This is a genomic window from Pseudomonas sp. FW305-28 (assembly GCF_017351395.1).
GTDB classification, from domain to species: Bacteria; Pseudomonadota; Gammaproteobacteria; order Pseudomonadales; family Pseudomonadaceae; genus Aquipseudomonas; species Aquipseudomonas fluorescens_AA.
The window spans coordinates 1-21,988 of sequence record NZ_JACNDD010000063.1 but is presented as its reverse complement, the minus strand read 5'-3'; the positions used below and the strand labels follow the sequence as shown (position 1 = coordinate 21,988).

General features: G+C 62.8%; 20 protein-coding genes and 2 pseudogenes. 14 read left to right on the top strand and 8 right to left on the bottom strand.

Annotation, left to right across the window (positions count from 1 at the left end; genetic code table 11):
- The first annotated feature begins 4 nt into the window (after positions 1-4).
- The 6 genes from hpaE to hpaI all read left to right on the top strand — a co-directional run bounded on the left by hpaE (position 5) and on the right by hpaI (position 6,001).
- Complete coding sequence (gene hpaE, locus J4E53_RS16170; protein WP_072404191.1) at positions 5-1,465, top strand: 5-carboxymethyl-2-hydroxymuconate semialdehyde dehydrogenase; 1,461 nt, start codon at positions 5-7, stop codon at positions 1,463-1,465.
- A 216-nt stretch (positions 1,466-1,681) separates the two neighbouring features.
- A complete protein-coding gene (hpaD, locus tag J4E53_RS16165) occupies positions 1,682-2,539 on the top strand; it encodes a 3,4-dihydroxyphenylacetate 2,3-dioxygenase (RefSeq protein ID WP_060742169.1) in 858 nt (285 codons plus the stop codon).
- Between the two features lie 84 nt (positions 2,540-2,623).
- Complete coding sequence (locus tag J4E53_RS16160) at positions 2,624-3,016, top strand: 5-carboxymethyl-2-hydroxymuconate Delta-isomerase (protein ID WP_060742168.1); 393 nt, start codon at positions 2,624-2,626, stop codon at positions 3,014-3,016.
- 52 nt (positions 3,017-3,068) lie between these two features.
- Complete coding sequence (locus J4E53_RS16155; RefSeq protein WP_103310178.1) at positions 3,069-4,373, top strand: MFS transporter; 1,305 nt, start codon at positions 3,069-3,071, stop codon at positions 4,371-4,373.
- Between the two features lie 12 nt (positions 4,374-4,385).
- The gene (gene hpaH / locus J4E53_RS16150; protein WP_060742166.1) at positions 4,386-5,189 is read left to right on the top strand and encodes a 2-oxo-hept-4-ene-1,7-dioate hydratase; all 804 of its coding nucleotides are present in this window, start codon (positions 4,386-4,388) and stop codon (positions 5,187-5,189) included.
- 14 nt (positions 5,190-5,203) lie between these two features.
- On the top strand, positions 5,204-6,001 hold the full coding sequence (hpaI, locus tag J4E53_RS16145) for a 4-hydroxy-2-oxoheptanedioate aldolase (RefSeq protein ID WP_103310180.1): 798 nt from the start codon (positions 5,204-5,206) through the stop codon (positions 5,999-6,001).
- 139 nt (positions 6,002-6,140) lie between these two features.
- On the opposite strand, the gene hpaR is transcribed toward hpaI, so the two are convergent.
- From hpaR to J4E53_RS16130, 3 genes are all read right to left on the bottom strand, one after another.
- Entirely contained in the window at positions 6,141-6,563 is a 423-nt protein-coding gene (gene hpaR, locus J4E53_RS16140; RefSeq protein WP_060742164.1) for a homoprotocatechuate degradation operon regulator HpaR, read from the bottom strand.
- 266 nt (positions 6,564-6,829) lie between these two features.
- The gene (locus J4E53_RS16135; RefSeq protein WP_060742163.1) at positions 6,830-7,771 is read right to left on the bottom strand and encodes a p-hydroxyphenylacetate 3-hydroxylase reductase component; all 942 of its coding nucleotides are present in this window, start codon (positions 7,769-7,771) and stop codon (positions 6,830-6,832) included.
- A 65-nt stretch (positions 7,772-7,836) separates the two neighbouring features.
- Complete coding sequence (locus J4E53_RS16130; RefSeq protein WP_103308677.1) at positions 7,837-9,006, bottom strand: p-hydroxyphenylacetate 3-hydroxylase oxygenase component; 1,170 nt, start codon at positions 9,004-9,006, stop codon at positions 7,837-7,839.
- A gap of 311 nt (positions 9,007-9,317) precedes the next feature.
- On the opposite strand from J4E53_RS16130, the gene J4E53_RS16125 reads away from it, so the two are divergent.
- The 6 genes from J4E53_RS16125 (at position 9,318) to J4E53_RS16100 (ending at position 14,188) form a co-directional block, all read left to right on the top strand.
- Entirely contained in the window at positions 9,318-10,616 is a 1,299-nt protein-coding gene (locus J4E53_RS16125) for an FAD-binding oxidoreductase (RefSeq protein WP_060742161.1), read from the top strand.
- A 44-nt stretch (positions 10,617-10,660) separates the two neighbouring features.
- Complete coding sequence (locus J4E53_RS16120; protein ID WP_053122428.1) at positions 10,661-11,026, top strand: cupin domain-containing protein; 366 nt, start codon at positions 10,661-10,663, stop codon at positions 11,024-11,026.
- Positions 11,027-11,077: 51 nt separating this feature from the next.
- The gene (locus tag J4E53_RS16115; protein WP_103308678.1) at positions 11,078-11,734 is read left to right on the top strand and encodes a helix-turn-helix transcriptional regulator; all 657 of its coding nucleotides are present in this window, start codon (positions 11,078-11,080) and stop codon (positions 11,732-11,734) included.
- Positions 11,735-11,813: 79 nt separating this feature from the next.
- Positions 11,814-12,635, top strand: a complete 822-nt coding sequence (locus J4E53_RS16110; protein WP_103308679.1) for a molybdenum cofactor biosynthesis F family protein — start codon at positions 11,814-11,816, stop codon at positions 12,633-12,635.
- A complete protein-coding gene (locus J4E53_RS16105; protein ID WP_103308680.1) occupies positions 12,628-13,428 on the top strand; it encodes an SDR family NAD(P)-dependent oxidoreductase in 801 nt (266 codons plus the stop codon). Before J4E53_RS16110 ends, J4E53_RS16105 begins: the two co-directional genes overlap by 8 nt.
- Positions 13,421-14,188: an SDR family oxidoreductase gene (locus J4E53_RS16100; RefSeq protein WP_060742157.1), complete on the top strand. Its 768-nt coding sequence runs from the start codon at positions 13,421-13,423 to the stop codon at positions 14,186-14,188. Before J4E53_RS16105 ends, J4E53_RS16100 begins: the two co-directional genes overlap by 8 nt.
- Before the next feature lie 172 nt (positions 14,189-14,360).
- Here J4E53_RS16100 and feaR read toward each other — a convergent pair whose 3' ends face one another.
- The 3 genes from feaR to J4E53_RS16085 form a co-directional block, all read right to left on the bottom strand.
- Positions 14,361-15,323 (bottom strand): transcriptional regulator FeaR, encoded by a 963-nt coding sequence (feaR, locus tag J4E53_RS16095; RefSeq protein ID WP_060742156.1) that lies wholly within the window; start codon positions 15,321-15,323, stop codon positions 14,361-14,363.
- A 123-nt stretch (positions 15,324-15,446) separates the two neighbouring features.
- On the bottom strand, positions 15,447-16,067 hold the full coding sequence (locus J4E53_RS16090; protein ID WP_177431701.1) for a DUF3156 family protein: 621 nt from the start codon (positions 16,065-16,067) through the stop codon (positions 15,447-15,449).
- Positions 16,012-17,511: an APC family permease gene (locus tag J4E53_RS16085; protein ID WP_103308681.1), complete on the bottom strand. Its 1,500-nt coding sequence runs from the start codon at positions 17,509-17,511 to the stop codon at positions 16,012-16,014. Before J4E53_RS16085 ends, J4E53_RS16090 begins: the two co-directional genes overlap by 56 nt.
- Positions 17,512-17,802: 291 nt before the next feature.
- Between J4E53_RS16085 and J4E53_RS16080 the strand changes: the two genes are divergently transcribed.
- Positions 17,803-19,131 (top strand): hypothetical protein, encoded by a 1,329-nt coding sequence (locus J4E53_RS16080; protein ID WP_103308704.1) that lies wholly within the window; start codon positions 17,803-17,805, stop codon positions 19,129-19,131.
- 124 nt (positions 19,132-19,255) lie between these two features.
- Here the strand turns inward: J4E53_RS16080 and J4E53_RS31115 are convergent.
- Together J4E53_RS31115 and J4E53_RS31110 are read right to left on the bottom strand one after the other, a co-directional pair.
- A pseudogene (locus J4E53_RS31115) lies at positions 19,256-19,483 on the bottom strand (methyl-accepting chemotaxis protein); the annotation flags it as partial.
- A gap of 69 nt (positions 19,484-19,552) precedes the next feature.
- Positions 19,553-19,795, bottom strand: a pseudogene (locus tag J4E53_RS31110) (PAS domain-containing protein); the annotation flags it as partial.
- Between the two features lie 627 nt (positions 19,796-20,422).
- On the opposite strand from J4E53_RS31110, the gene J4E53_RS16070 reads away from it, so the two are divergent.
- Positions 20,423-21,910, top strand: coding sequence for an aldehyde dehydrogenase family protein (locus J4E53_RS16070; protein ID WP_103308684.1), 1,488 nt, complete (start codon positions 20,423-20,425; stop codon positions 21,908-21,910).
- The last annotated feature ends 78 nt before the right edge of the window (positions 21,911-21,988 follow it).

Genomic DNA, 21,988 nt, shown 5'->3' with positions numbered 1-21,988 from the left:
CAGCATGATCAAACACTGGATCGATGGCCGTGAGGTCGAAAGCAAAGACGTCTTCGTCAACTACAACCCGGCCACCGGCGAGGCCATCGGCGAAGTCGCCAGCGGCGGCGCCGAGGAAGTGGCCCAGGCGGTCGCGGCGGCCAAGGAAGCGTTTCCGAAATGGGCCAACACCCCGGCCAAGGAGCGCGCCCGGCTGATGCGCAAGCTCGGTGAACTGATCGAGCAGAACGTGCCGAAGCTGGCCGAACTGGAAACCCTCGACACCGGTTTGCCGATCCACCAGACCAAGAACGTGCTGATCCCCCGGGCCTCCCACAACTTCGATTTCTTTGCTGAAGTCTGCACACGAATGGACGGCCATACCTACCCGGTCGACGACCAGATGCTCAACTACACCCTGTACCAACCGGTGGGTGTCTGCGCGCTGGTATCCCCCTGGAACGTGCCATTCATGACCGCGACCTGGAAGACCGCGCCGTGCCTGGCCCTGGGCAACACGGCCGTGCTGAAGATGTCCGAACTGTCGCCGTTGACCGCCAACGAGCTGGGACGCCTGGCGGTCGAGGCCGGCATTCCCAATGGCGTGTTGAACGTGATCCAGGGTTACGGCGCCACCGCCGGCGATGCGCTGGTGCGCCACCCGGATGTGCGGGCGATCTCCTTCACCGGCGGCACCGCCACCGGCAAGAAAATCATGCAGACCGCCGGGTTGAAAAAGTACTCGATGGAACTGGGCGGCAAGTCGCCGGTGCTGATTTTCGAAGACGCCGACCTGGAACGGGCACTCGATGCCGCGCTGTTCACCATTTTTTCCCTCAATGGCGAACGCTGCACCGCCGGCAGCCGCATCTTCATCCAGGAAAGCGTCTACCCACAATTCGTGGCCGAGTTTGCCGCCCGCGCCAAACGCCTGATCGTCGGCGACCCGCAAGACCCGAAAACCCAGGTCGGTTCGATGATCACCCAGGCCCATTACGACAAGGTCACCGGCTACATCAAGATCGGCCTCGAAGAAGGCGCCACCCTCCTGGCCGGTGGCCTGGAACGCCCGGCCAACCTGCCGGCGCACTTGAGCCGCGGCCAGTTCATCCAGCCGACGGTGTTCGCCGATGTGAACAACAAGATGCGCATCGCCCAGGAAGAAATCTTCGGCCCGGTGGTCTGCCTGATCCCGTTCAAGGATGAAGCCGAAGCCTTGCAACTGGCCAACGACACCGAATATGGCCTGGCTTCGTACATCTGGACCCAGGACATCGGCAAGGCTCATCGCCTGGCCCATGGCATCGAGGCCGGCATGGTGTTCATCAACAGCCAGAACGTGCGCGACCTGCGCCAGCCTTTCGGCGGCGTGAAGGGTTCCGGAACCGGCCGCGAAGGTGGACAGTACAGCTTTGAAGTGTTTGCCGAGATCAAGAACGTTTGCATTTCCATGGGCAGTCATCACATACCGCGGTGGGGGGTATGACCCGCACCGATTGATACCCCGTGCACCTATGGCAAGTGATACACCCTGTGGCGAGGGAGCGTGCTCCCGCTGGGCTGCGAAGCGGCCCCCGCTGTTCCTGGCGATTGTTGCGCAATCGAGCGGGAGCAAGCTCCCTCGCCACAAGGTTCGTCATCGATACTTGATTCACCCGCTGTCCCGAGATCCAACAAGAACAATCTTTTCAGGAGAATCATCATGGGCGAAGTCGTCCTGGCGGCGAAAATCTGCCACGTTCCCTCGATGTACCTGTCGGAGCTGCCCGGCAAGCACCACGGTTGCCGCGCCGCCGCGATTGCCGGCCACAAGGAAATCGGCCGTCGCGCCCGTGAGCTGGGGGCCGATACCGCCGTGGTGTTCGACGTGCACTGGCTGGTCAACAGCGCCTATCACGTCAACAGCGGCGAGCACTTCAAGGGCGTCTACACCAGCAACGAGCTGCCGCACTTCATCAAGAACATGGAGTACGAATACTCGGGCGCCCCGGAGCTGGGCGAACTGATCGCCGCCGAGGCCAATGCCGTCGATGTGCGCACACTGGCCCACAACATCCCAAGCCTTGAACTGGAATACGGCACGCTGGTGCCCATGCGCTACATGCACATGGATATCGCCCAAGACCAGAAATTCAACGTCGTGTCGATTGCCGCCTGGTGCGCCTGGCATCGCCTGCAAGACAGCTTCACCTTCGGCGCCGCCGTGCGCCGGGCCATCGAGAAAAGCGATCGCAAGGTGCTGGTGCTGGCGTCCGGTTCGCTGTCGCACCGTTTCTCCGATGATCGCAACGCGGAAGCCAACATCCACAACTGGACACGGGAATTCGACAAGCAGGTCGACCTGCACGTCGTCGAGATGTGGCGCCAGGGCCGCTGGAAAGAGTTCTGCGCGATGCTCCCGGACTACGCCGAACACTGCTTCGGCGAAGGCAAGATGCATGACACGGCGATGCTGCTGGGGTTGCTCGGCGGACCGGACTACGACAAGCCCGCCGAAATCATCACCGAACCTTTCGGCAGCTCCGGCACCGGCCAGATCAACGCCATTTTCCCAGTCTGAGAAACAGCCACACGTTGCAAGCGGATCGCTTGCAACTTGCCGCTTGTAGCTCACCCCTCGAAGCTGCCGACGCAGGAGGCTCCCATGCCGCATTTCATCGCTGAATACACCGACAACATCGAACGACAAGCCGATCTGCCCGGCCTGTTTGAAAAGGTCCACGCCTTGCTGGGCGACAGCGGCGTGTTCCCCCTGGGCGGTATCCGCAGCCGCGGCGTGCGCCTGGACACCTGGCGCATGGCCGACGGCAAGCATGACTACGCCTTCGTGCACATGACCTTGAAAGTCGGCCATGGTCGCGACCTGGCCACCCGCCAGAACGTCGCGGAAAAACTCTTCGAGGTGATCACCGCGCACTTCGCCGAACTCCAGGCCCAACGCCTGCTGGCCCTGTCGTTCGAGATGATCGAGCTGCACGAGCAACTCAACTTCAAGGCCAACAACGTCCACGCCTTTCTCAAGGCCCAAGCCACCTGAATCCGCCTGCCCCGCACTCCCCATCGGCCTCTCTGACAAAAAGTACAAGATCATGAGCACAGCCAATACCGCCAACACTGCCGGCACCGTCGCCCACGACCGCACCCATGCCACCATCACCTGGCGGCTGATGCCGTTGCTGCTGGTCTGCTACCTCTTCGCCCACCTGGATCGCATCAACATCGGCTTCGCGAAGATGCAGATGAGCGCCGACCTGCAATTCAGCGATACGGTCTACGGCTTCGGCGCCGGCCTGTTTTTCATCGCGTACGCGCTGTTTGGCGTACCCAGCAACATGGCCCTGGACCGGGTCGGTCCGCGGCGCTGGATCGCCACCCTGATGGTGGTCTGGGGCGCCCTGTCCACGGGCATGTTCCTCATCGAGAACGCCGCTGGTTTCTACGTGTTGCGCTTCCTGCTCGGCGTGGCCGAGGCCGGTTTCTTTCCTGGCATCCTGGTCTTTCTCAATCGCTGGTATCCGGCCCGGCGCCGGGCCCAGGTGACCGCCTTGTTTGCCATCGCCGTGCCGATGGCCGGGGTGATCGGCGGGCCATTGTCCGGTGGCATTCTCGAGCATTTCCATGACCTTGGCGGCCTGCGCGGCTGGCAGTGGATGTTCGTCATTGAAGGGCTGCCGGTGATCCTGCTCGGCCTCGTGGTGCTCAAGTGCCTGCCGGACAGTTTCGAGACGGTCAACTGGCTCACGCCGCACGCCAAGCAACAATTGCGTGAACAACTGAGCCTTGAAGAACAGCGCAAATCCATTACGTCGTTCTCGGCGATCCTCAACAACCCACAGGTCTGGCTGCTGGTGGCGGTGTATTTCGCGGTGATGCTGGCGGTGAACACCCTGGCCTTCTGGATGCCGACCCTGATCCACGGCGCCGGCATCGGCAGCGACGGCAAGGTCGGGCTGCTCAGCGCGGTGCCCTACCTGGCTGGCTGCTTTTTCATGATCGGTTGCGGGCGCTCCTCCGACCGCAACCGTGAACGCCGTTGGCATCTGTGCGTGCCGCTGCTGATGGCAGCGGCAGGCATTGCCGTCGCCGGACTCTCACCCACCGACCCGACCCTGGTGCTGACTGGGCTGATCGTCGCCGGCATGGGCGCCAGTGCGGCGCTGCCGATGTTCTGGCAATTGCCGCCGGCCTTCCTGTCCAACGGCACCCAGGCCGCCGGCATCGCCCTGATCAGCTCCTTCGGCAGCATCGCCTCGTTCTTCGCGCCCTACCTGATCGGCTGGATGCGCGACACCACCCAGAGCGCCAGCCTCGCCCTGTACGTACTGGCACTGTTCATTACCCTTGGCGGCTTGCTGGTGCTGCGCACCCGGGCGGCCATCGTCAATCCTCAATAAGAGACCCTTGCCATGCTTGACCAGACTTTCATCCAGCAAGCCGCTGCCCGCCTCGACCGTGCCGAACGCTCCCGCGAACAGGTGCGGCAGTTTTCCCTCGATCACCCGGACATCACCATTGAAGATGCCTACGCCATCCAGCGTGCCTGGGTGGCACAAAAAATCCAGGACGGACGCAAGCTGGTCGGCCACAAGATCGGCCTGACCTCCCGCGCCATGCAGGTGTCGTCGAACATCACCGAACCGGACTACGGCGCGCTGCTGGACGACATGTTCTTCGACGAAGGCACCGACATCCCCTTCGAGCGCTTCATCGTGCCGCGGGTGGAAGTCGAGCTGGCGTTCATCCTCGGCAAGCCCTTGAAAGGCCCCAACGTGACGGTGTTCGACGTGCTCGATGCCACCGAATGGGTGATCCCGGCACTGGAAATCATCGATGCGCGTATCCAGCAGATCGACCCGCAGACCAAGGCGACCCGCAAGGTGTTCGACACCATTTCCGACAACGCCGCCAATGCCGGGGTGGTCATGGGCGGTCGCGCCGTACGCCCGACCGAGATCGACCTGCGCAAAGTGCCGGCGGTGCTTTACCGCAACGGTGTGATCGAAGAGTCCGGCGTCTCGGCGGCGGTGCTCAATCACCCGGCCAAAGGCGTGGCCTGGCTGGCGAACAAGCTGGCGGCCTATGACGTCACCCTGCAACCGGGACAGATCATCCTCGGCGGCTCCTTCACCCGCCCCGTGGCCGCCAACCCCGGCGATACCTTCCATGTCGACTACGACATGCTCGGTTCCATCGCCTGCCGTTTCGTCTGATCGGAGACCGCCTCATGGACATGCCCATCAATACCTTCAAGCAACGCCTGCGCAGCGGCGAGGCACAGATCGGCCTGTGGCTGGGTTTGGCCGATGCCTACTGTGCGGAACTGGCGGCCAATGCCGGCTTCGATTGGCTGCTGATCGACGGTGAACACGCGCCGAACGACTTGCGCACCTTGCTCGGCCAACTCCAGGCCGTGGCGCCCTACCCCGGCCAGCCGGTGATACGCCCGGTGGTCGGTGACACGGCGCTGATCAAGCAGGTGCTCGACATCGGCGTGCAAACCCTGCTGGTGCCCATGGTGGAAAGCGCCGACCAGGCGCGTAAACTGGTGCGCGCCATCCACTACCCGCCCCAGGGTGTACGTGGCGTCGGCAGCGCGCTGGCCCGGGCGTCACGCTGGAACAGCATCCCCGGCTACCTCGACAAGGCCGATGAACAGATGTGCCTGCTGGTGCAGATCGAGAGCCGCGAAGGCCTGGCCAACCTGGATGCTATTGCCGCGGTGGAAGGTGTGGATGGGGTCTTTATCGGCCCGGCGGACCTGAGCGCGTCCATGGGCTTTCGCGGCAACCCCGGCCACCCGCAGGTGCAAGCGGCCATCGAAGACGCCATCGCCCGCATCCTCCAGGCCGGCAAGGGCGCCGGGATTCTCAGCGCCGATGAAAAACTGGCCCGGCGCTACATCGAACTTGGCGCGGCGTTTGTCGCGGTGGGCGTGGATACGACGGTGTTGATGCGGGGCTTGCAGACATTGGCGGCGACGTTCAAGGACACGCCAAAGCCTGCGGCTGGCGGCGTGTACTGATCGTTATCAAATACCTTGTGGCAAGGGGATCTGTGGGAGCAAAGCTTGCTCGCGAAACAGGCACCTCGGTCTCTGAAAGACCGCAGCGTCTTCATCGCGGGCAAGCCTTGCTCCCACAGAAAACAACCAGCCCGGGATCTCAGCGCCTGATCATCTTCAGCTCATTGAGCAACCCCAGCAACGTCTGCAGTTTTTCCTCCCCTAGCTGGTCCTGCAAACGCTGGTAATTCTCTTCCATGCTCTGGCTCATCGAATCGAAGCTCGCCTGCCCTTGCGGCGCCAGGCGCACCAGCACCCGCCGCTGATCCTGTTCGGCCTTGCGCCGCACCACCATGCCCGCCGCTTCCATGCGCACCAACACGCCGGTCATGCTGGGCTTGAGGATGCAGGCCAGTTCGGCCAGGCGATTGATCTCCAGCTCGTCGTGCTGGCTGAGAATCCGGATGACCCGCCATTGCTGCTCGGTCAAGCCGTGCTGATTGAGGGAAGGCCGGAAAAACCCCATGGCCGCTTCACGGGCCTGTAGCAGGGTCAGGGTCAAGGATTGGCGCGGCTTGGGCATGGAGTGGGTTCGCGAGAAGATTTAGTTAATGAGTTAACTAAATCTTAACAGCTTCCACCCATGCCGGACCATCCGTTCACAGAATCTGGATCCAGCGATGGCCCTTGCTCCCGCTGGACTGCGCACATAACCCTGTGGGAGCGAGCTTGCTCGCGATAGGGGCCTGTCAGTCAACATCAGTATCGACGGGGCCACCGCCATCGCGAGCAAGCTCGCTCCCACAGAAATGCATCGGCTTGACCAGGGGTGGATGCCAGTCATGTCGCTCAAGCGCCCTTGATCACCCCCTTGAGCACTTGTTTGAAATGCTCGACCTGTTCCTCGCTGAACTGGCCGAACACCTTGTCCTGCTGTTCCTTGGCGATGGCCCAGAGCCCTTCGGTCTCATCGATGCCCTTGGCGGTCAGGCGTACCCGCTCGCCTTCATCGCTCACCAGCCCCTTGCGCTTGAGGTTGGCCACGGCTTCTTCGATCTCGCGCACCGGCATCGCCACCTCCCGCTGCAGGTCGCACAGGTTCAGCCCGGCGTCGTTCTCCAGCACCATCAACATCCGCGCTTCGCTGGTGCGCAGCCCAGTGGACAACTGACGTGGCTGGTAACTGGCCTGATAGGCCCGCAGCGCCTGGGTCATCAGGTAATACAGGTTATGGCTCAAGCGGCCCTGGAAATGACTGCTGGGGGACTGGCCCTCTTCCCGCTTGGTCATGCGAGTGTGGGGCAACACCATCGAGTAGGCGCCCTGGTGATAGAGCAAGGGCGAGCGTCCGAAATCGTCAAAGGCCACGACCTTGCCGATCATGATCCAGTGATCGCCACCGTCGACCTGCTGGAATTTTTCACAGTGAAAACGCGCCGAGCAATCGACAAACACCGGAGCGCCACCTTCGCCGGTCTCGAACTGGATGTCAGCGAAGCGGTCCTCCTTGGGGCGGGCGAAGTTGTTCGACAGGTCGATCTGGTCGGCAGCCAGCACGTTCACCGCGAAATGGCTGGCGGCTTCGAACACTTCGTGGCTGCTGGAGCGCTTGTCGATGCTCCACAAAATCAGCGGCGGGTCCAGGGACACCGAGTTGAAACTGTTGGCCGTCACACCGACCTTGCGGCCATCTTCAGTGGCGGCGGTGACCACGGTCACGCCGGTGGCGAAGTTACCCAGGGCCCGGCGGAACGCGCGGGTGTCGAAAGCGGTATCACAAAGACTGGACATGCAAGACTCCCGGCCGCCTCAAGGGACGGCCTCGATTATTGTTCTAGGGTTCAGCGAACAGGCGGTCAAACCATGGACGGATCGGGTTCGAGCCCCATCAGCTCACGACCGAGGATCTGCGCGCAGACGTCGTAGTCGGTGTAGGCATGGGCGCCGGTCAGGTGGGCATCGCGGAACAGCCGTTGCAACTCGTTGTTCTCGAACCAGGAGCCGCCGCCGGCCGCCTCCATCAAGCGGTCGACGGCCTGGATGCACATCTTGGTGGCATACCCCTGGTTGGTCCGCCAGAACGCCAGGGTTTCCCGGCAGGGGTACTCGTGGCGCTCGCCATGTTCGGCGTGCTCCTGCCAGGTTTTCTCGAGGAAGGCACGGGCCGCCGCCACCTGGTGGGTGGACTCGGCCAGGCGCATCAACGCCGGGGTGGCGGCACCGACGGCCGCGCCGGTGTAGGCCCGCACACGGTTCCTGGTTTTCTCGCGAAAGACCTCCAGCATGCGTTCGGCCACGCCCAGGCTGACCGTGGAGAAACCACTGGCGAAGTACGGCCGGTACGGCGAGTAGAAAATCTTGCTGTCGGGATACAAGCCGAATCCACCGGACTTGCCTTCCATCATGTCCTTGGCCTTCTGGATCCGGTGTTCCGGCACGAAAGCGTTGTCGATGATCAGCGTCTTGCTGCCACTGCCGCGCATGCCCACCGCGAACCAGTCATCGCGAATTTCATAGTCGCTGCGCGGCAGCACCGCGAAGCAATAGTCCTGGGTGCCTTCGGCGTTTTTCCGGCGAAACCCCACGATCGCCCATTCGGCGTGATCGCAGCCGCTGCTCCAACCCATTTCACCGCTGAACATCACACCGCCGTCGACTTCCTCGGTGCGGCCAAACGGTGCGATGCTGCTGCTGGCGGTGGCATCCGGGTCATCGCCCCAGACCTCTTGCTGGGCCTTGGCCGGGAACATCGCCAACTGATGGCTGTGGGTGCACAACAGGCTCATGGCCCAGGCCGTGCTGGCGCAGGCACCGGCCAGCAGCGCGATGCAATCGGCGAACTGCGGCAGGGAAATCTCCAGGCCACCGTAAGGTTTCGGCTGGAAGGCCCGGTGCATGCCGATGCTTTTGAGCAAGGCGATATTCTCGGCAGGCACGCTACGGTCTTTCTCCGCCTGGAAGGCGTTGGCGGCGATGGCCGGCAGGAGGGGCTTGAGGTCTTCGAGCAGCGGGTTTGGCTTTTTCATGGACGGGCTCTTTTATTATTGGCATCTGCCGATCCCGCCTTTGCCCGGCAACCTCAGGTTGCACAAACAGCGGGATCCGTGATTAAGGCCGGTCCAGTATGGGCAATCGCGGGCAGGTGAAAAATGCACCTTCCAGATCCAAGATTGTACTTTTCATGGGGCAGGTTTCGACGCCATGGCGCGCTCGGTCAAATCCCCCGGCACGGATGATCAAGACAAGCGCCCCGCCAAGGCTCTTAATAGGGCCATCCCCTGCAATGCCTTGCGTAGGCGTGGCATCGGAGTTTCCTTTCACTTTGTCAGGTTGCGTCATGATCAATATCGAAACGCCCACCTATTACACGGCCACCAAGAAATACAACCTCAGCTTCCCCACGCTGGAACAGGACGTGGAAGCCGACGTCGTGGTCATTGGCGGTGGTTTTTCCGGCATCAATACCGCGCTGGAGCTCGCTGAAAAAGGCATCACCAACATCGTGGTGCTGGAGGCGCGTTACCTTGGGTTCGGCGGCACCGGGCGCAATGGCGGGCAGATCATGGCCGGCATCGGCCATGACCTGGAAAAGATCAAGAAGGACGTCGGTGAAGACGGCCTGCGCCAGGTCTTCGAGATCAGCGACCTGGGCGCCGACATCATCAAGGACCGTATCGCCAAGTACGCTATCGATGCCGACTTCTGCCACGGCTACGGCTACATGGGTTTCAACGCCCGCCAGGAAAAAACCCTGCGGGCCTGGGAAAAAGACTTCAAGTCGATCAACAGCAAACATGAGATCCGCTTCCTCGGCGGCTCCGACGTGCAGCAGATCATTGGCTCCAAGGCCTACAGCAGTGCATTGCTGCACATGGGCGGCGGGCATGTGCACTCGCTGAACCTGCTGCTGGGTGAAGCCAAGGCGGTAGTCAGCCACGGCGTACGGATCTTCGAAAACAGCCCGGCCCTGGAAGTCAGCTATGGCGAACGCATCACTGTGCGCACCGGACGCGGCTCGGTCAGGGCCAGCAAGCTGCTCTGGGCCTGCGACAGTTTCCTCAACAAACTGGAACCGGAACTGCACCGCTCGACCATCAACACCTACGCCTTCCAGATGATGACCGAGCCACTGTCGGACGAACTGATCCAGCGCATCAGCCCGATTCGCGGTGCCTACAGCGACATTCGCCCGGTGATCGACTACTACCGCGTCACCAACGAAAACCGCCTGCTGTTCGGTGCCGCCACGCCATTGGTGGAGCACATTCCCCAGGATCTCAAGGCCTGGAACCGGCGCCTGATGCTGAAGATCTTCCCGTACCTCAAGGACGTGAAGATCGACCTGGCCTGGGGCGGCCCGATGGCCTGCAGCCCGAACCTGTTCCCGCAGATCGGCACCCTGCCCGGGCGCAGCAACGCGTTTTTCGTCCAGGGTTACTCAGGCTTTGGCGTCACCCCGAGCCACATCATCTGCAAGGTGCTGGCCGAAGGCATGAGCGAAGGCTCGGCGCGCTACGACCTGGTCAGTTCGATCCACCGCCCGACCATCATCGGCAAAGACGCCATTCGCCCATTGCTGCTGACCGCCGGCAAGTCCTGGCATCAGCTGTCGGGCTACTGGAACGGCCGTCGCTGACGGCCAACCTCCTTCTTCCTTTCAATCATCAGGAGTCACCTGCCATGCCCCTCATCACCCTCGAAAAAGACATCCAGCTGTCCGACCTGGACGCCTGGGGCACCGTCGCCGACCTGGGTTCGCAGATTCTCGAAGGCGAAGTCAAGGCCTTCGGCAAGATGACCTTCGGCGCCCCCACCGACCCGGTCAGCAGCGCCTACTTCGGCACCACTCAAGGCAAGTTCCGGATGGTCTACCCCTTCGCCGAACAAGCCACCGTGGTCACCGGTGAAGTGGTCCTCACCGACGAAGCCACCGGCCAGAGCACCCGCTACAAGGCCGGCGACAGCTGGTTCGTGACCAAGGGCACACCGGTGTTGTGGGAAGTGGTCAGCGAAAGTTTCGTCAAGCACTACTTCGCGGTAGTCTGACCGGACAGGGCTGCCGGCCCACCCGGCAGCCCGCTTGCGAAGGTTGCGACCATGAACGTCATCGCCCAGGACATCGCCGGCCATTGCCTGCACGCCTTCACCCAACTGGTTCCCGTCAGCCGGGCGGCGTTCTACTGCGTGGATCGGCAGTTGCAAGCCCACGACTTCAGCCTCCATGGGATGAGCGGCGAGATGCACCGCGACTACCTGGACAATTACCGCCAGTTCGACCCCCTGCAGCCGCGCCACTGCGCGTCCAGCGAACTGGCCGTGGTGCCGCTTGGCATGGCGATGGCCCGCCAACCGTTGCGTGACAACCATCGTTATCGCGACTTCCTGCAACGCTATGGCGTGGTCGACGTGGTGGAAGTCTTCGCCCATCGCGATGGTCAGCCCCAAGCCGCGGTTTCGTTGTTGCGCACCGCCGAGCAAGGCGTCTTCACCCATCAGCAGTTGAGCCAGCTCAGTGCGTTGCAGGCCTTGTTGCAATTGGCCGTGGCCCATTTGCCGGCCCATGAGGATGCACTGGGCGATTTGACGCCCAAGGAGCGCCAGATCGCCTGGCTGTTACGTCAAGGCGTCAGCAACAAGCAACTGGCCCGGGAACTGGGGGTGGGCTTGCCGACCATCAAGACTCACCTGATCCACCTGTTCCGCAAAGTCGGTGTGAGCAGTCGCACCGAGCTGGTCAGCGCACTGTTCCTCTGATCAACCATCTGGTTGATAGGCCGCCGCTGCGCGGCGCCGCATGATCCGAGTGGCTAATTCAACCACCGGAGCCTTGCAAATGAGCACATCTACAGACTGGATCACCGTCGGCGCCCTGGCCGATGGCTTTGCCCTCGAAGCCTTCATCCTGCCAAACCTGGCCGACCTGGACGGCAAGACGTTCACCCTGCACTTCGCCAACGGCTGGCAGATCGAGCACCGATTCGAGCAGGACACCCTGACCTGGAACGCCGCCGATGGGCATTCCAGCGGCACCGCCACCTACCGGGCCACATCCGTACGACCGGGCCTGTACCTGGTGGACTTCATCAAGCGCGAAGGCGAGCTGACCTCATCGATAAGCCTCGTGCTCGATACCGCCAGCGCCGCCTTCACCGCCGTGATCGGCCGCATGCCAAGCCAGCCGGAAACCGGCGAAGGCCTCTACAGCCGGGCATTGGCCGGCAAACCATTGACCTCGGTTCAAGCGCAGTTCCTGCACGGCAGCCTCGACCGTCCCTGGCAGCCTGGCCTGTGCCCGCACGCACCGACCACCGAGCTGGTGGGGCTGCGCAACCTGTATCGCTACAGCCCGAGTGAAGTCTACGAACACATTTACCTCAACGACCGGTTCTACTCCTGGCAGTGCCTCAAAGGCGTTGAGCAAGGCCTGTGCGACACCGATCGCTGCGACACCTACAAGATCGCCGATCAGCTTTACCTGTTCGTGTGGCGAGAAAAGATCATCCCGACCCTGGGGTTGGTGCTGATCGACCTGCAGCAGCACCGCAGTGACGGCAAGATCTTCGGCTATGCCGGTGAGTCCTTCGATGAGTTTTCCAATTTCCCGGTCAGTTCCTACTGCCAGGTGCTCAATCAGACGGAGTATCCCGATGCCTGAATCACGCACCGTAGTGATCACCGGTGCCGGTACCGGCATCGGCGCCGCCTGCGCTCGCCTGTATGCCGCCGAAGGCGCCAACCTGGTGCTGATCGGCCGCCGTCGCGAGCCCCTGGAAGCACTCGCCGCGGACATCGGCGGCCTGGTGCTGGTGGGCGACGCGGCCTGTCCAGACACCTGGGACGGCTTCGTCGAGCAGATTCGCGCGCGTCATGGCCGACTCGACGTGCTGCTCGCCTGTGCCGGTGGCTTGGGAATGGGCAGCGCCACTGAGACTCAGCCATCGGCCTGGGAAGCGGCCCTGCGCAGCAACCTCGACAGCGCCTTCTACAGCGCCCGGGCATGCCTGCCACTGCTGCAGGAAAACGCCGGCAATATTGTGCTGATCGCCTCCATCGCTTCATTGGCTGCAGGCCCCCACGTGTGCGGCTACACCACCGCCAAACACGCCCTGCTGGGCCTCAACCGCTCCCTGGCAAGGGATTACGGGCCTCATGGCGTGCGAGTCAATGCGGTCTGCCCTGGCTGGGTCCGCACGCCTATGGCCGATGAAGAAATGCAGGCATTGATGCAGTTCCATGGCGAAACGTTGCAGCAGGCCTATGACCGGGTCTGCGCCGACGTGCCGTTGCGCAGGGCTGCCAGTGCGGAGGAAATCGCCAACGTCTGCCGCTTCCTGGCCTCGCCCGATGCATCGATCATCACCGGGGCGACGCTGGTGGCCGATGGCGGCTCCAGCATCGTCGACGTGCCGACACTGGCCTTCAGCCGGATGGAGGCCAGCGATGTCTGAGGATCTGGATTTCAGCGGCCAGACCGTACTGGTCACGGGCGGCGCCCAGGGCATCGGCCGGGCCATCGTCGAAGCGTTTGCCCTGCGCGGGGCACGCGTGGTCATCGCCGACCTGGGCCTGGCCCGCGCCGAGGCGGTAGCCGACGAACTGACGGCCGTGGGTTGTCAGGTGCAGGCGGTGGGCGTTGACCTGGCCGACGCGACGGCGATCTTCGAAATGATGAGCGCGCTGGAACAGCGCTTGGGGAGGCTGGATACCCTGGTGCACAACGCCGGGTATTTTCCGTTGACGCCGTTCGCCGAGATCACCCCGGCGATGCTCGAGCGAACGCTGGCGGTGAACCTGTCGGCGCTGTTCTGGCTGACCCAGGCGGCGCTGCCGATGTTCCGGCGCCAGGGCCGAGGCTGCGTGCTGGTGACCTCCTCGGTCACCGGCCCGCGGGTGGCGTATCCGGGGCTCAGCCACTACGCGGCCTCCAAGGCCGGGGTCAATGGTTTCATTCGCAACGCCGCGCTGGAACTGGCGGCCGAGAATGTCCGCGTCAACGGGGTCGAGCCGGGCATGATCGCGACACCGGCCATGGCCAACCTGGGCGACGATGAAGTCAACCAGGACATTGCCCGCCGGGTGCCGCTGGGTCGATTGGGTCAACCGAGCGACATCGCCGGCGCCATGCTGTTCCTGGCGTCGAGCCTGGCCAGTTATGTGACCGGGCAGACGTTGGTGGTCGATGGGGGTTCGACGTTGCCGGAGGTTTGAACCTATGGGAGCGGTGCCTCGCTGACGATGGTGGTGAATGTACCGCCGCCTTCGCGAGCAAGCTCGCTCCCACACTTTCCAGTGTCACCCGCAAAACTCATGTTCAGCACAAATCCCTTTATGGGAGCGAGCTTGCTCGCGATAGCGACCGTCCAGTCAACGACGACCTCATTCAAGCCACCCCCTGCCCCACCTGCAAACGGCTGGACCGAAACTCCTTGGGCGACAGCTCAAACTGCTTCTTGAACGAACGGCTGAAATGCGCCGAATCGGTAAAGCCCCACTTGTAGGCGATCGAAGTAATGGACTCGTCCCGCAGGAACGGGTTGGTCAGGTCATCGGCGCTGCGCTTGAGGCGGGCCCGCTGGATGTAGCGGCAAACGCTGTCATCCTGCTCTTCGAACAAGCGATACAGATGCCGCACCGAGATATTCAGTCGATTGGCCAGGCCCACCGGGCTGAGGCCGGGCTGGGTGAGTGATTCGTCGATGACCTTCTGCACGTAGCTGCGCAAGTGACTGCCCTGCAAGGCCACCCCTTCGTCACGGCCATCGCTCCCCTGTTCCAGGGCCGAGCCCAACAGTGAAACGAAGGCACTCTGCAAGGCTTCACCCTCGCCCGCCGCGCCCTCGCCGTCCGGTGTGTCCTTGCACAGTTGGTCCATCAGCACATGCAGCATCCGTCCACACGCCTTGCTGGACGAAACCTTGCCGAAGGTCTTGGTTTCCCCGCCCAATTGTCGCGACACGTCCTGGCGAGACAAGGACAGCACCGCGTGCTCGATCAGGCCGAACGGGGTGATCTCAAGCGCCCCAACGGAATCCATCAACAACAATTCACCGGGCGCCAACTGGATGCTCCGACCGTTCTGGGTAATGCGGCAGTAGCCACTGCGCTGGCTGACCAAAAGGCAATCCTGGTCATCATCGTGATCGGCGCTGGGTGAGTGACGCTTGATGCTACCGGCATTCGTGCGCAGGTTCGCCAGGGCAAGGCCACCCCGATGGAAGTTCGACACCTCACCAATGAACAAGGCGCGATTGAAGGCCAGCTCGGTATCGAAGTGGCCGCAAGTCGCCCGCAGATCCCGGTTCCAGATGTCCAGACCGTCCTGCCCAACCTGTTGCATGCTCATGGCATTCTCCGCAGTGGCTTTTTGTTTTTGTGCGGCAATAGTTAACATGTTATCTATATGCGCGCAACAAGTACCTGATCGCCAGAGCAGTAGCAGGAATGATGCCAGGACAGCACAACAGCATCAGAGCGTTGCCAGCACCCGCTGCAGGCCGCTCAAGGCTGCCAGCAAGGCGCCGCGCTGCTCGCGGCTCAACGGGATGTAACGTCGAAAGCCCGGCATGCGATTGACCACTTCGCTACCGCCCATGTGTTCCAGGCGCACGCACCACTGGCGCCCCTGCAGATCGATGCGCAGCCGCTTGAAATCCAGCGGCATGAGAGCCTGATACAACGCAGGATCCGTCTCCACGGCCGCCTGCAACCGAGTCGCCAGGTCACTGCGCCCGTCCCGCTGCCGGCAACGAATGCCACTGCGCCGCAGAGCCCCGCCGTGGTGCAGTTCCAGGCATGCCGTGCCCTCTCGGGAAGCAGGCACGCGCAGGACGAACTCGGTCATCACCAAGTGCATCAACAACTGCGACTCGGTGCGTTCGATGATCTCCAAGTGCAAGCTGCCGTCGTCGGTAACTACCGTGGCCATGGCCGGGCCCGCGACCTCGAATCGTGCCAATGCGAGGTTGCGCCGCAGGTGCTCCAGGGTCACCCCGGGCCGATAACCGGCCGGGGCGCGCTGGGAGCTGAACAACTCAGACAGCTTTTGCAGCAGGGTCGATAAACTCGCCCGCAGATTGCCCTGGCTCATGGGAAAACTCCTTGGCCAGCACTTCTTCCACCGACGCTGGCTTGAATGGATTGACCTTCTGCACCACCAGGGTCCAGAACAAGGCGTACGCCGCAGTGCCACCGAGCATCACCGCGAAGGGCACGTAGATGTCCGCCGGATTCATGCCGGGTGGGGTGATGAACCACATGCCCAACACAATGCCGACACTGGATAGGATCTGTGGCAACGGGAACCACGGCGAGCGATAGGCCCGCGGCAGATCAGGGCGACGAATCCGCAGGCTGACCACCGACACGGTCACCAACAGGTAGGCAAAACTCCAGGCGCACACCGCAGCCAACACCAGGTGCATGATGTTGTCGGGATTGCCGCCCAGCCACAGCGCATGCAGGCAAGGAATCAGCATCGCCACCAGGATGCACACCAGCGGCGTCTTGAAGCGTGGATGCAGATAAGTGAAGACCTTCGGCAACGCGCCGTCCACCGCCATGCCATAGAGAATCCGCGGCACGCCGGCCATCAGGGTGTTAATGGTCGCCGCACCGGCAAACAGAAAACCGATGCCCAGCCACATCGGGCCGATATCGCCCATGACCTGTTCGGCGAACCGTGGAATCGCCATGGGGGTGTCCAGCAGATGCACGCCGCTGGTGGCATCGAGCAACACGTTTTCCACCTGGCGCTTCATCGCCGCGCCGTAGATGAACATGCAGGTGGCAACGCTGAACAAGCCCAGCATCATCGCCCGGGGCATGGTCCGGGCGGAGTGGCGCAGGTCCGGCGCCAGCGGCGTGACGAATTCGCAGCCGACAAACATGAACATGGCCATGCCCACCAGTGACAGCACCGTGACCAGATCGGTGCCCACCACGGACGCGCCGAACCAGCCCTCCAGCTCCACCGCCGGCGCGGCGATCAGGCCCAACACGCCGAACACCATCAAGGTGGTCCACATGCCGAACGTCAGGATGATTTCGGCCCGGCCAAAGGCACTGACACCGAACGCATTGAGCACCCCGAACACCACCACGAACCCCACGCCCAGCAACCAGGAACCGCCGGCCGATTCGGCCAGGGTGTTAAGGTGTTCGAAGTTCACCAGGGCCATGACGCCGGCCAGGATGGTTTCGGCGGTACCGGCAAACACATGGACAATCAGATAGGCCGACAAGGTGCCGGTGATCGCGAAGAAACGCCCCATGCCACAGTTGATGTAGTCATAGACCGAGCCAGTGGTCGGAAGAATCGACGCTGCCTCAGCGAACGTCGTCGCCTGGGCCAGCATCATCACCACGGCGATCAGCATCGCCACGGCAAAGGCGCTGCCGCCGATGCCAAAGCCCATGGTCGCGGTGAGAATCACGGGGCTTGCCATGATCAGGCCAATGGTGCTGGCCAACGCGGTGGGAAAACCCACCGAACCCCGGTTCAAGTGCTCGGTGAGCCTGTCATTGATCGACATCGTGCAGATCCTCGAAAGCGGATTTTTAGTATGGATGCCACAGCCGTCCAGGAGCCGGCGATCATGCCTTCCCCAACCGGTCCCTGATCGAAACGGCGTTGCGTGCAGCCTTACTCTGCGCCGCCCCGCCCCGGGCGTCTTGCCCGTGTCTGCCGCCGGTTTTGTTGCTGCCTGCCAACGCTGCCACGCTGGCGGCCTGGATCAACTCCATGGCAGGCAGGTGGAAGACTTCCCCGGGTGCCGCTCCCTTTAATGCGCGCTCTGCTGTCCTATCACACTGGGGAATCCACCATGGAGCACACACGCCGTACACCTTTGCTGCGCAATGCCATCGGCTTGGGCATCGCCCTGCTGGTCGCCGATTCATCGGCTCACGCTTATGAGCTCTACGCCGACGAAGACACCACCGTCACCGGCAACTTCCTGGCAGTCTACGGACTGTTCAACAGCCGCAAGAACTACGACGGCACCGCCGGTGGTTCGAGCTGGCGCGAAGGCTTCATCAAGTATGGCCTGAGTATCGACCAGACACTCGGCAGCCTGGGCAGTGTCTACGGCACGGCCAACCTGGTCAGTTCCGGGACCTGGGGCGACGGCGATGCGGCCGGCCTGAGCGATGGCTCCGAACGCACCACGAAGTTCGACGAAGCCTTTGCCGGCTGGCGCTCGGGGGATCTGTTCCCGGCACTGGGCAAGGACGGGGTCGACCTGTCCTACGGCCGCCAAGTGATTACCCTCGGCGATGGTTTCATCATCAACGACGATGGCTTGAACCTGGGCAAAGGCGTGGCCGATGGCGAGCTCAATCGCGGCGGCGCCTATTACCTGGCGGCCCGGCATGCCTTCGACGAGACCGCTGTGCTGCGCCTGGGCGGCAAGGAAGGCGTGCATGGCAGCCTGATGTGGCTCAAGTCCGACAACCGCGCCCAGGCCAACACCGAAATGGCTGCCGGCACCCTGGAATACACCGCGGCGCCTGGTACCCTGGGGCTGACCTATATCCATGGCATCGATGTCGATGACCGCTACGCCAGCGATTTCCAGAAGCAACGCGAAGGCATGGATATCTACAGCCTGCGCGGCGCCGGCAATGCTGGCATCGAAAATGCTCACTTCGCCTTCGAGTACGCCTGGCAGGACAAGGACGCGAGCCCGGAGAAAGCCTGGTACGCCGAAGCCGGCTACACCTTCGCCGACCTGCCCTGGACGCCTGACCTGACTTATCGCTACAGCCGCTATTCCAAAGACTGGGACTCGATGTTCAACGGCCAGAGCCGCGGCTATGGCACCTGGTTCCAGGGTGAAGTGGCGGGTAACTATGCCGGCCCGTTCAACAGCAACACCGCCATCCAGCACGTCGGCCTCAAGCTCAAACCCGCAGAAACCGTGACCCTTGGTGCGCTGTTCTTCGACTACCAGACCCTGCACGGCCGCCAAGCGTTGAACCTCGACGCGCGGGAACTGGACCTGTACGTGGAATGGGCGGTGAACGAACACCTGATCGTCACGCCGCTGGTAGGTTTGTACAAGCCGCAGAAGGATGCGGACAACGGTGGCAATCAGGTCGGCGGCAACGGCACCAACGTCTACAGCCAGTTGGTGGTGGCGGTTCCGTTCTGACAGCCAACTGCCGCAGGCTGTGATCCTTTGATCTTTCCCTTGGGACTCAAGTGTTGGGGGAAAGATCGCAGCCTCGCTCCGCTCGTCAGCTCCTACGGGGTAGCGATCACCTTGTTTACCTGTGCTGGTGCAACATGGTCTGGATCTGATGGGTCGCCTGCCGGGTGCTTTGCGCCAGCTTGCGCACCTCATCGGCCACCACCGAGAAACCGCGTCCGACCTCACCGGCCCGGGCCGCCTCAATCGCGGCGTTCAAGGCGAGCAGATTGGTCTGGTCGGCGATGCCCTTGATCACCCCTACCACCGTGGCAATCTGGGCGTAGGTCACCTGGTTCTGCTCCAGCATGCGCTGATGGGTGGACTGGGCCGAGCGCTCATCGCTGATATCACGCACCGCACCAATGACCCGGACCAGTTGCCCGTGCGAATCGCGTACCGCCCGCCCGCGCTCGCGGCACCAGATGTAATCCCGGCGCTTGTGGCGCATGCGGTATTCGAAGACATATTCACCGCTGCCCTGGGGACCGAGGATCTCCCGCTCGAATATGGCCATGATCTTTGGCAAGTCATCCGGGTGAGTGATGCCAACCTGGGCATCCCAGCCATCGGGCAAGTCGTCGGGCCCGTAACCCAGCAGCGACCGGAACTGACTGGAAAAGCGCATGGCACTGGCCGGGTGCTGGAGATCACCGTCGACCACGGTAATGTCCCAGCAACCTTCCGTCAGGGTCGACTGCAGCAGCTCCCAGATCTGCGCATCCTGGCGATGTTGCTGCAGTTGCTGGTCGTGTTCGCCCAGACGACGCTCAAGCACCTGCTCGCGCTCGTGGGCTTGCTCCAGTTGCTGGCGAGCCTGGTGCAACGCCTGCTCGCTGTGCTGCCAGCGCAGGGTTTGCGCCTCTACCTGTGCCTCGGCCTGGTGCAACTGCGCAGTGGTGTTCGCCATCTGCCGCGCATGCTGCTCAAGGACGGTCCGCAGGGGCGCATAGGCGTCGAGCGTCGGCGTGCCCTCCGTTTCACCGGCCAGCACACGCTGCACCTGTACGATCAACGCCAGTTTCTGTTTGTTGGTCTGGAGAAACATCGCCCGCCCCTTTGCCTATCAAGTCGAAACCGGATCTGATCGCAAACCGGCCAGGCTGGCTTGTCCCTGCCTGCACGGACCTTGCTCCTGGCTGCCAGCCCCACGGGCTGGCAGCCACAGACATAGCGCACGGCAGGCACAGTCAAGCCGGGCGGTCGTGCCGGGATTACTCTCGGGCTTTCCCTTGTTCGCGATCAGGAAACCCTCATGAGCGATATTGCCCTGCTGCCTCAGGTCGAAGCCTTTCTCGGTCGACGCCACGCCCTGTTCATCGACGGAGGTTATGTCGAAAGCCAGAGCCGCCAGACGCTGGACGTGGTCAACCCCGCCACCGGCCAGGTCATCGCCCAGGTCAGCGACGCCAGCCCCAGCGATATCGATGCGGCGGTGCAGTCGTCCCGTCGCGGCTTCAAGCAGTGGTCCCAAACCGCGCCGGCGGTGCGCGGCCATGTGCTGCTCAAGCTGGCGGACCTGTTGGAGCGCAACCGCGAAGAGCTGGCGCAGATCGAAACCTGCCAGTCGGGGAAGATCATCCACATCTCGCGGGCCTTCGAAGTCGACCAGGCCGCGCACTTCCTGCGTTACTACGCCGGCTGGGCGACCAAGATCAATGGCGAGACGATCACGCCCTCGTTGCCCTCCTTCGCTGGCGAACGCTACACCGCGTTCACCCTGCGCGAACCGGTTGGGGTGGTGGTCGGTATCGTGCCGTGGAATTTCTCCACCATGATCGCCATCTGGAAACTGGCCTCAGCCCTGGTGACCGGTTGCAGCGTCATCATCAAGCCCAGCGAGTTCACCCCCCTGACCATTCTGCGCATCGCCGAACTGGCCATGGAGGCCGGCCTGCCGGCCGGTGCCCTGAATGTGTTGACGGGTGGCGGCCAGGTGGGCAAGGGGCTGATCGAACACCCGGGCACCAACAAGGTTTCATTCACCGGTTCCGTGCCCACCGGCCTGGCGGTGGGCCAGGCGGCCATGGGGGCCGGGTTGACCCGGGCGACCCTGGAGCTGGGCGGAAAGAATGCGGCGGGGTTCCTGCGTGACATCGACCCTGAGGTGGCGGTCAACGGCATCATCGAGGCGGGTTTTCTGCATTCGGGACAAATCTGCGCGGCGGCGGAACGCTTCTTCGTCCACCGCTCGCAGATCGAGTCGATCATGGACAAACTGGCCCAGCGCCTGGGCAAACTCACCATCGGCTCGCCCCTGGACGAACGCACCGAATTCGGCCCGGTAACCAACCGCCAGCACCAGCACAAACTCGCGGAGTTCTTCGCCAAGGCCCGTGCGCAGAACAACACCATCATCCACGGCGGCAAGCTGATCGATGGGCCGGGTTGCTACGTCGAGCCGACCATCATCCTCGCCAATCGCCGCGACGACGCCTTGCTCAACGAAGAAACCTTCGGCCCGATCGCCACGTTCTTTCCTTACGACACTGAGGAGGAACTGCTGGAACTGATGAACGACACGCCCTATGGCCTGAGCGCCAGCCTCTGGACCAACGACCTGGGCAAGGCCCTGCGCATGGTCCCCGCCATCGAAGCCGGCACGGTATGGGTGAACATGCACACCCTGCTCGACCCAGCCGTGCCTTTTGGTGGCAGCAAGTCTTCCGGGGTGGGCCGTGAATTCGGCAGTGCATTCATCGACGACTACACCGAACTGAAATCGGTGATGATCCGCTACTGAGCAACAAAAGGGCTCTGGAGCGACACCCCAGAGCCCTACCCAGCCAAAATCCCCTTTGTGGGAGCGAGCTTGCTCGCG